Consider the following 9,822-nt stretch of genomic DNA (forward strand, 5'->3'; position numbering starts at 1 on the left):
GGGCGGTCGGTCGCTCCAGTAAATGCCGTAGCGAGGGTGAGTCGACACCCACCTGCGGCCAACTTAGAATCAGGCAATTCCGCCGATTTTCAGCGGAGACAACTTACCTGGTGGGAAGCTCGAACGTAGGGGGTATCACCCCTAGGGTGAACCGGGCAATGAAAGCACGGAGGCAGAAAAATGACCGGGATGTTTGAAATGGTTCCAGGCGCCGTCGACCTGTCGGCAGCCGCAGAAGCTGGGATCAGCGAGGAGATGGCGGCCACGACTGGGGCCGGCGCTGCCGCACTCACCGGGGTCACCCCGATGGCTCCCGACGCTGACTCCGCGGAGTTCGCGGCCGCGCTCAACGCCGCCGGGGCCGCCTACCTGACCACCGCGGCAGAGCACGTTGCGCAGCGGGCCGGCTTCTCGGGCGCGCAGAGCCTGGCTTCCGCCACCACGGACGCCACCGAGGCGGCGCGCGCAGCCGCCAGCGCGCTGCCGTTCTAATCCGACTATGGCCGATCCCAGGTGGACCGGTCCGCCCGAGCTGGTCGCGCTGATCTTCGAGGCGGGCAATCCCGCGTCGGTGATTGCCAACAACGCGGTGTGGGTCACCGAGACCGCGAACAAGGAACTCGCCGCCGGCCTGTCTACCGTCAACGCGATGGCAACGTCCGCGAGCTGGCACGGTGTTAGCGCGCTCGCCTCCCTGGTCGCCAACACCGGGCTCAACGTCGGATTGCACACCCTGGTGGGCTGGACGGCGCACAAGATCAGCGTCACGCAGTCCGCCGTGGAGGCCTTTACGATCGCGCGGTCATCGGTGATCCCTTCGGTGGTGCCCACAACCAACCGCAGGGAAACAGAGGTGTTGACCGCCACGAACTTTTTCGGTCAAAACACTCCGGGAATCCTCGAACGAAACGGCGAATATTACGGGCATCACTGGCCGCACAATTCGAGCGTGGGCTGGGCGTATTCCGCTGCGCTAAGCGTGTTGTCCGCCGCGCTGGCCGTTCCCCCGCCCCTGGCTCCGATGGGTGCGTCGCCGGCCGCCCCAGCGGCGGCGGCCGCGTCGGTGGCCCAATCCGCGGCGACGAGCGGGATGCAAAACGCCGTGCAGGCGTCCAGCCAGGCTGGCCAAACCGCGGGAGAGGCGGGGTCGGCACCTGCGGAGGCGGGCAGCTCGATGAGTTCGCTGATGCAGCAGCCCATGTCGATGGTGTCCGGCCTGATGCAACCGCTGCAGGATGCGTTCAAGGCGCCGATGGAGGCGGTTCAAAGCTTCGGCAGCATGCCTCAGGGGCTGATGTCATCGATGACGGGGCTGTTCTCGGCGGCTGGGGCGCCGAATGCCGCTTCGGCTGGTGCGCTTGCCGAACCCGTGCTGGCCGGTGCCGGCGGTGCGGGCGGAGCTGGGGCCGCGGGCGTGGGCGGCATCGGCAGTGGAGTCGGCGGACTCCCCGGTGCTGCACTCACCAGCTACACGCGGCCCACCAGCAGTTTCGAGCCGGAGACCGGCGGCAGGCCGACCAGCTTGCGCGCGGGCGTGCTCAACGCCGCCGATGTGCGCGGTCCGACGGCCTCAACCGGGATGGGCGGTAGCGCGATGCCGATGTCGCCGGCTGGCATGCTGGCCCGGGGTGCCGGAGGCGAATCGGACAAGGAAGCCGCCGTGACGCGCGCCCGCGTCGTGGTCGGCGGCGACCCGAGCGACCCGCAGGACGCGTAGCTCGCGTACTTAGCGACCTGGGCCCGGTGGGCCGGCGAAGGCTTGCGCGATTTCCAACCATCGCTGCGCGTCCGCACCAACGGCCGTGAGATCCAGGGTCCGCAGCGGGCGCCGCTGGGTAACCAGGAAGCAGAAGTCTTCCGCCGAGCCAGTCACACGTTGGACCGCATCCGACGGTCCCCACGACCACGTGTTCGCGCCGGGTCCACGCAGCTCGACCAGGAACGGCTCGGCCGGCGGAGTCAGATTGTTGACCATGAACGCGTAATCGCGGGTCCGGACCCCCAGGTGGGCAATCGATCGCAGTCGATCCGTGGCGGGCCGCGTGACACCCAGGGCGTCGGCGACGTCAAGTCCGTGGGCCCAGGTCTCCATCAATCGCGCCGTTGCCATCGAGGCCGCGCTCATCGGCGGCCCGAACCACGGCAGTTTGCGCCCGTCGGCGACCGAGAGCAGCTCCTCGTGCAACCGGGCGCGGGTCCCCCGCCAGTCGGCAAGCAGCTCGGCCGGCGCCACGGTTGCCAGCTCCTCGGCGCCAGCGTCGACAAAGCCGACGGGATCCGCCGTCGCGGCGGCCAGCAGTTCGGCGAAAGCAGCCTCGTCGGTGACCGCGGTCAGGGCAACCCGGTCGGTCCAGAGCAGGTGTCCGATCTGGTGTGCGATGGTCCAGCCGGGGGCCGGCGTGGGATCGGCCCAGCGGTCGGCCGGGAGCGGCGTTACCAGCGCGTCGAGGTCGTCGCTCTCCGCACGCAAGTCGGCCACGATCGGCCCGGGTCCCGCCATCATCGCCTCACCTTAGCGACCGTTCACCGGCTGGCCACGGCGGCCGACGACGCTGTGAACGACCAGCCCGAGTAGGTATAACGCCGATCCGAACAGCACGAACCCGGGCGCGTGCCCGTCTTTGGGAATCACGGTCGCGGCCAACGTGATCGAGACGATGAACGACACCCAGAACAACGCGTCCTGCACCGCGAACACGTGGCCGCGCAACGCATCGTCGACATCGATCTGGATCGCCGAATCGGCGCACAGCTTGATCATCTGGCCCGTCACGCCGAGGAAAAAGCTGCACGCCACCATCACGGGAAGCCACAGCCCCGCCCCGGTGACCTCGATCAGCGCGGCCGCGGTGAGCGCGCCGTTCGCCGCCGCGTAGCGCCCCCAGCGCCGGATCGTCGGTGGTGTCAACACCGTTGCCAGGAATGCTCCCAGCCCCGAGGCGCCGAAGAACACCAGCGCGATACCCAGCCCGCCGGACGCCGGATGTTTCATGTGATGGGCCAACAACAAGATCAGCAGCGAGTTGATGCCCACCACCATGCGGTGCGCGGCCAGGCCGGAAAGTGTTGCTGCCACGGTCGGGTAGCTCACGACCGTGCGCGCGCCATGCAGCCAGCCGGTGATCACCGCATAGACGGCCGAACCGTGGATCGCGCGTTTGGTGTGGTCGGGGCCGAGCGCCCGAGGCGCGAACCGCCACGACAGCAGCAACGCCGTCGCCACCGGGATCGCGGTGAGAAAAATGACGACCGCCGCTCCCCTATCGCCGGCGCCGACGACAAAGCGCGGCACCAGCATGAAGTTTGCGCCGAGGAAGGCGGCGACGGCGCCGGCGGCGGTGGCCACTGAGTTCATGGTCACCACTTGTTCGCGCGGAACGACGTGCGGCAGCGACGCCGATAGCCCCGATGCGACGAAACGGCCCAAGCCGTTGGCGACCAATGCCGCGATGAGGAGCGGCATTTCGCCGGCCCGGACCGCCAGAATCGTGCCGATTCCGGCGATCAATATCAGGCGGCCGATGTTGGCGCCGACAAGGACCAGCCTCCGATCCCAGCGGTCCATCAATGCCCCGGCGAATGGTCCCAGCAATGAGTAAGGCAGAAACAGCACGGCGAACGCGCGGGCGATCGCCATCGGGTCCGCGGCCCGGTCGGGGTTGAACAGCAGCGCTCCGGCCATCCCCGCCTGAAACAGGCCGTCGCCGAACTGACTCGCCATGCGCAGCTGCAGCAATCGCCAGAAATCCGGCAAGCCGCGCACCGACCGCCACAGTTCGACGCGTAGGTGCGTGCGCATCCGGGTTTGAACCACAGAACCGACTTCCAGGATCAAGGGCACGGGCGCCGATCTCGGCGCCGCTGCAATAACAGTACAAATATGGCTGGGGCGGGCCCGTTTCCACCGGACGGCGCTGCCGGGGTGCGATGATGGTGGCGTGCCGCCTGAAGATCCAGAGGACTATGTCGCACCCGCCGCGCAGCGCGTGCGTGCGGGGACGTTGCTGCTGGCCAACACCGACCTTCTCGAGCCGACGTTTCGGCGCAGCGTGATCTACATCGTCGAGCACAACGACGGCGGCACGTTGGGCGTGGTACTCAACCGGTCCAGCGAGACCGCCGTCTACAACGTGTTGCCGCAGTGGGCCAAACTCGCCGCCAAACCGAAGACGATGTTCATCGGAGGGCCCGTCAAGCGTGACGCGGCCCTTTGTCTGGCGGCCTTGCGGGTTGGCGCCGACCCGGACGGCGTGCCGGGTCTGCGGCACGTGGCCGGACGGATGGTGATGGTCGATCTGGACGCCGAACCCGACCTGATCGCGCCCCTGGTGGAGGGAGTGCGGATCTTCGCCGGCTACTCGGGCTGGACCATCGGTCAGCTCGAAGGCGAGATCGAGCGGGACGACTGGATTGTGTTGTCCGCGTTGCCATCCGACGTTCTTGTCGGCCCCAGGGCGGACTTGTGGGGGCAGGTGCTGCGCCGCCAGCCGCTGCCGCTTTCATTGCTTGCGACCCACCCGATCGACATCAGCCGAAACTAGGGCTCAACCGCGACGCATTGTCAGTTGCAGGCCTGCGTGCACATTGTGCAGTTGCCGGCGCAGCCTGCCGGGGCCGCTTCCCGGCGTAGCGCGAAGCGCGCGCTCTGCCACGATCCGGCGGCGAGTGTGCCGAAAGCGCCTACGACACAGACGATCACCACAACCAAGGCGGTCTGCGGGGAGGCCGCCAGCGCGACGACACCGCCGGCGGCCAGCATTATCGCGACGGCCAGCTGTGTCGGCGCCAAGGCGCGCAGCGCCAGCTGCCTGGTGCCGACCGTCTGGCTGTGGGAGAGCGACCAGGTTCCGAATCCGGCGGAAGCGACCGCCGCACACACGCACACCACACCCGCGATCAGCATGGCCTCACAATACGAGTCCCGCCGTCGATTCGCGCGCCCGGCTCCACAGGGCTCGGGCGGCGCCGAGTCAGCGCTGCTGGAGGAAACTGAAGTTCGGCAGCGGCGGCAGCCCGGGCACGATGGTCAATATGTTGGGCCTGGGCTGCGCCGACGGCACTGGCGCCGCCGGTTGTGCGGGCAGTCCGGCGGGTGCCGCATTCACGGTCTGCCCCGGTAGCCCGACGGGCGCCGCACTGGCGGTCTGCCCCGGAACCCCAACCGGTGCATTAGCCGGGGCGCGGGACGGCGCGGGGGGCGATGCCACGGGCGCGGGGGGCGAGGTCCCGGGCGCGGTCACCCGGAAGCCGTTGATGATGGCGTCCGTGGCGGGTGCGTCGGCGACCGCCTGCGTGCGATCGGTGGTCACCGACAGCGTGACCAGGTACTTGTCGTGCCCCGAGGTGGCGATGACGTTGCGCCGCGAGGTGTTGAGCAACATGTCGCCGTCGCGGTACGTGCCTTCGATGACCGACGACGGAAAACCGCCGAAATCAGCCATCGAGGCGTTCGTGGTCTGCCAGGCGAGTAGCTTCTGACTGTCGACGAAGCCGTGCGTCATGGCTTCCTTGGGATCGAAGTTGCCGACCAGCTTGTAGACCACCACCTGCGCATTCGACGTGTACACGCTGTTGCCCTGCCGGTCCGCGATCACCGCGAACGCATCGGGCACGTTGGGGTCCGGTACCTGCGTCCACCGCGGCGGCACCGGCAGGGTGATGTCCAGCGCGTTGAACCCCTGTGGTTTTTGCGCCTCGAGCTTGACGCCCTTCGCCTGCAGGTACTCACGAATGGTGCCGGAGACCGCCGGAGTCGCTGAGGGCGGCACCGGAGCCGCGGCGGCGGGTCCCGGAGCGGCGGGCGCGGCCGCGGTATTGGGCGGAACGAACGGGTTGGCCGACGGCGGGGCGGCGGTGAATCTGTTCCCGTTGACCGCGCCGGGACTTATGACGTTCTGTGGCGCCGGCGCGGCCGCACCGGGACCGACGGGCACGGGTGGGGGAGCTGGAACCAAAGGCTCAGCCGAGGCCTGGGCGCCCGAAAAAACCGCGACGCCGATCAGGCCGGCCACCAGACCCCCTAAAACCCGGCAATTCGGGGTGATCTGAATCATGGCGTCGGTCCTTCCCAACGGCTCAGGCGTTACTACAGAGGGCGACTGTAACCAGTGGTCAAACGCCGTGAATAGGGCCGAAATAGACCTGGGATGAACCTCTGATCGGCGCGCAACGCAACCGAGACCAACCTGTGGCCGGCGGGGCTGCCGAGTCCGCCCTTATACCCTGTTCAGGTGACCGAATCGCCGACCGCCGCACCCGGGAGCAACCCGGCCGGCGCTCCGACGGACTCCGACGCGCCGCCATACCGCTACACAGCGGAGCTGGCGGGCCGCATCGAGGGCGCCTGGCAGGACAACTGGGCGCGGCTCGGGACGTTCAACGTGCCCAATCCGGTCGGCTCGCTGGCTCCGACCGACGGTTCGCCGGTGCCCGACGACAAGCTGTTCGTGCAGGATATGTTCCCGTATCCCTCCGGGGAAGGACTGCACGTCGGGCACCCGTTGGGCTACATCGCCACCGACGTCTACGCCCGCTACTTCCGCATGACCGGCCGTAATGTGCTGCACGCGTTGGGCTTTGACTCTTTCGGGCTGCCCGCCGAGCAATACGCGGTGCAAACCGGCACCCATCCGCGCGCCCGGACCGAGGCCAATGTGGTGAATTTCCGGCGCCAGCTGGGCCGGCTGGGTCTCGGTCACGACAGCCGGCGAAGCTTTTCCACCACAGACGTCGACTTCTACAAGTGGACCCAGTGGATCTTTTTGCAGATCTACAACGCCTGGTTCGACACCGCGGCCGGCAAGGCGCGCCCGATCGCCGAGCTGATCGCCGAGTTCGATTCCGGTGCCCGCCGCCTCGACGACGGCCGGGACTGGACGAAGCTGTCGGCGGGGGAGCGGGCCGACGTGATCGACGGCTGCCGGTTGGTCTACCGAGCGGACGCGATGGTGAATTGGTGTCCGGGCCTGGGCACGGTGCTGGCCAACGAGGAGGTCACCGCCGACGGGCGCAGCGACCGGGGCAACTTCCCGGTATTCCGGAAACGGTTGCGGCAGTGGATGATGCGCATCACGGCCTATTCCGACCGGCTGCTCGACGACCTCGAGCTGCTGGACTGGCCGGAAAAGATCAAAACCATGCAGCGCAACTGGATCGGCCGATCCCGAGGTGCGCAGGCACTGTTTTCCGCGACCAAAACCACCGGCGATGTCACCGACATCGAGGTGTTCACGACCCGGCCCGACACCCTGTTCGGTGCCACATACCTGGTGCTGGCCCCCGAGCACGATTTGGTCGACGATCTGGTCGCCTCCGCGTGGCCCGACGGGGTGGATCCCGCATGGACGTACGGGTCCGCCACCCCCGCTAAGGCCGTCGACGCATACCGCCGTGCGATCCGCGCGAAGTCAGACCTCGAGCGTCAGGAGAGTAGGGACAAAACCGGCGTCTTCCTGGGCAGCTACGCGACCAACCCAGCCAACGGAAAGCCCGTGCCGATCTTCATCGCCGACTACGTGCTGGCCGGATACGGCACCGGGGCCATCATGGCCGTCCCGGGCCACGACCAGCGCGACTGGGAATTCGCCCGGGAGTTACACCTGCCGATCGTGGAAGTCATTGCCGGCGGCGATATTTCGGAGGCGGCACACACCGGCGACGGCGTGCTGGTGAACTCCGGCCACCTCGACGGACTGGACGTGGCGGCGGCCAAGGAAGCCATGATTGCCCGTCTGGAGGCCGAAGGCCGGGGCCGGGCGCGCATCGAATACAAGCTGCACGACTGGCTTTTCGCGCGGCAGCGCTATTGGGGTGAACCATTCCCGATCGTCTACGACAGCGACGGGCGCCCACATCCGCTCGACGAGGCGGCGTTGCCGGTCGAACTGCCCGATGTGCCGGACTATTCGCCGGTGTTGTTCGACCCCGACGACGCCTCCAGTGAGCCGTCGCCGCCGCTGGCCAAGGCGACCGAGTGGGTGCACGTCGAGCTCGACCTGGGCGACGGCCCGAAGCAATACAGCCGCGACACCAACGTCATGCCGCAGTGGGCCGCCAGCTCGTGGTACGAGCTGCGCTACACCGACCCGCATAACTCGGAACGGTTCTGCGCCAAGGAAAACGAGGCGTACTGGATGGGGCCCCGGCCGGCCGAGCATGGGCCCGACGATCCGGGTGGTGTCGACCTGTACGTCGGGGGAGCCGAACACGCGGTGCTGCACCTGCTGTATTGCCGGTTCTGGCACAAGGTCTTGTACGACCTCGGTCACGTGAGTTCCCGTGAGCCCTATCGCCGGTTGGTCAATCAGGGCTACATCCAGGCCTTCGCCTACACCGATGCTCGCGGGTCGTATGTACCGGCGGACGAGGTGATCGAACGCGGCGACGGGTTCGTCTATGCGGGGCCGGACGGGGATATCGAAGTCTTTCAAGAATTCGGGAAAATCGGTAAGAGCCTGAAGAATTCGATCTCGCCCGACGAGATCTGCGACGAATACGGCGCGGACACATTGCGGGTGTACGAGATGTCGATGGGCCCGCTGGAGGCGTCCCGGCCCTGGGCCACCAAGGACGTCGTCGGTGCTTACCGCTTTCTGCAGCGGGTATGGCGGCTGGTGGTCGACGAGAGTACGGGCGAAACAAGGGTGGCCGACGACGCCGGCCGGCAAGACCTCGACACCGGCACACTGCGCTCGCTGCACCGCACCATCGCCGGCGTGACGGAAGACTATGCGGCACTGCGCAATAACACCGCGGTAGCCAAGCTGATCGAGTACACCAACCACCTCACCAAAGAACACCGGGATTCGGTTCCCCGCGCGGCGGTGGAGCCGTTGGTGCTGATGTTGGCGCCGCTGGCCCCCCACATGGCCGAGGAGTTGTGGCTACGCCTCGGCCACGCAACGTCGTTGGCGCACGGCCCGTTTCCGGCCGCCGACCCGGCCTATCTCGTCGAGGACACCGTGGAATACCCGGTGCAGGTCAACGGCAAGGTACGCGGGCGAGTGGTGGTGGCCCCCGACGCCGGTGAGGACATCCTGAAAGCCGCCGCACTGGCCGATGAAAAGGTCCAGGCGTTCCTCGCCGGCGCCACCCCGCGCAAGGTAATAGTCGTTCCCGGCCGGTTGGTCAATCTGGTCGTCTAGGCGCGCCTAGGGCGGAGCACCACCTCGTGGATGTGGCCGTCCGGCGGCGTGGCCACCACGCTGGCGACCGCCGCCGCGACGGTTTCGGGCCGCAGGAAGTTGGCGGCGTCGTACTCGCCGCCTTCGAACGCGACCAGTTCACGCTGCATGGTCGTGTCGGTGCGGCCCGGATATATCGTGGTGACCCGCAATTCCGGCTCGTCGTCGCGCAGCGAGTCCGCGAATGCGCGCAGCGCGAACTTGCTGGCCGAATAGGACGCCATGCCCGGCGAGACTTTGCGCCCCGCCCCGGAGTTGACGAATACCACCTGACCGCGGGCGCCCCGCAGTGCCGGCAACAGCGCCAACGTAAGAGCCACCGCGCCAAAGACATTCACGTCGAAGGTGGCGCGCCACTCCTCGACACCCGACTCGGCGACGTGGCCCGGGATCGAGACTCCGGCGTTGTGCACCAGCACGTCGAGAGCATCCACGATTTCGCAACTGGATTCGATCCCGTCGGCATCGGTCAGGTCCAATGGAAACGTTGTCGCGTCGAGGCGCTCCGCGACGGCATCCAGGCGATCAGAGGGCCGACCGGCCAAGAGCAGCGTGTGCGTCGGCGCCAGCGCGGTGGCGATGGCAGAACCGATACCGCCGCCGGCCCCGGTGATGAGAGCAGTTGGCATGCAGCCAGTCT

Annotated in this window: 9 protein-coding genes; 4 read left to right on the top strand and 5 right to left on the bottom strand. The window is 67.7% G+C overall.

The genetic code is table 11. The annotated features are described in order from the left end of the window. Window positions 1-180 precede the first annotated feature (180 nt). Both A5745_RS21945 and A5745_RS21950 read left to right on the top strand, forming a co-directional pair. The gene (locus A5745_RS21945) at window positions 181-492 is read left to right on the top strand and encodes a PE family protein (RefSeq protein WP_369805191.1); all 312 of its coding nucleotides are present in this window, start codon (window positions 181-183) and stop codon (window positions 490-492) included. A 7-nt stretch (window positions 493-499) separates the two neighbouring features. Then, complete coding sequence (locus tag A5745_RS21950) at window positions 500-1,717, top strand: PPE domain-containing protein (protein WP_076118863.1); 1,218 nt, start codon at window positions 500-502, stop codon at window positions 1,715-1,717. 9 nt (window positions 1,718-1,726) lie between these two features. Here the strand turns inward: A5745_RS21950 and A5745_RS21955 are convergent, their stop codons facing one another. Then, window positions 1,727-2,500 carry a TIGR03084 family metal-binding protein gene (locus A5745_RS21955; RefSeq protein ID WP_076118880.1) on the bottom strand — a complete coding sequence of 258 codons (774 nt, stop codon included), beginning with the start codon at window positions 2,498-2,500 and terminating at the stop codon, window positions 1,727-1,729. Window positions 2,501-2,512: 12 nt separating this feature from the next. Next, window positions 2,513-3,799, bottom strand: a complete 1,287-nt coding sequence (locus A5745_RS21960; RefSeq protein ID WP_076118882.1) for an MFS transporter — start codon at window positions 3,797-3,799, stop codon at window positions 2,513-2,515. A 139-nt stretch (window positions 3,800-3,938) separates the two neighbouring features. Between A5745_RS21960 and A5745_RS21965 the strand changes: the two genes are divergently transcribed. After that, window positions 3,939-4,541 carry a YqgE/AlgH family protein gene (locus tag A5745_RS21965; protein WP_076128985.1) on the top strand — a complete coding sequence of 201 codons (603 nt, stop codon included), beginning with the start codon at window positions 3,939-3,941 and terminating at the stop codon, window positions 4,539-4,541. 20 nt (window positions 4,542-4,561) lie between these two features. Here A5745_RS21965 and A5745_RS21970 read toward each other — a convergent pair whose 3' ends face one another. Together A5745_RS21970 and A5745_RS21975 are read right to left on the bottom strand one after the other, a co-directional pair. Further along, window positions 4,562-4,903, bottom strand: coding sequence for a hypothetical protein (locus tag A5745_RS21970; protein ID WP_076064560.1), 342 nt, complete (start codon window positions 4,901-4,903; stop codon window positions 4,562-4,564). Window positions 4,904-4,970: 67 nt separating this feature from the next. Next, window positions 4,971-6,053, bottom strand: a complete 1,083-nt coding sequence (locus tag A5745_RS21975) for an LpqN/LpqT family lipoprotein (protein WP_076118867.1) — start codon at window positions 6,051-6,053, stop codon at window positions 4,971-4,973. Between the two features lie 177 nt (window positions 6,054-6,230). Between A5745_RS21975 and leuS the strand changes: the two genes are divergently transcribed. Beyond that, window positions 6,231-9,143, top strand: a complete 2,913-nt coding sequence (leuS, locus tag A5745_RS21980) for a leucine--tRNA ligase (protein ID WP_076118870.1) — start codon at window positions 6,231-6,233, stop codon at window positions 9,141-9,143. Here leuS and A5745_RS21985 read toward each other — a convergent pair. Then, window positions 9,140-9,811 carry an SDR family oxidoreductase gene (locus A5745_RS21985; RefSeq protein WP_076118872.1) on the bottom strand — a complete coding sequence of 224 codons (672 nt, stop codon included), beginning with the start codon at window positions 9,809-9,811 and terminating at the stop codon, window positions 9,140-9,142. The genes leuS and A5745_RS21985 overlap by 4 nt on opposite strands. Window positions 9,812-9,822: the final 11 nt, after the last annotated feature.

It is taken from the genome of Mycobacterium sp. IS-2888 (genome assembly GCF_001954215.1).
GTDB lineage: Bacteria > Actinomycetota > Actinomycetes > Mycobacteriales > Mycobacteriaceae > Mycobacterium.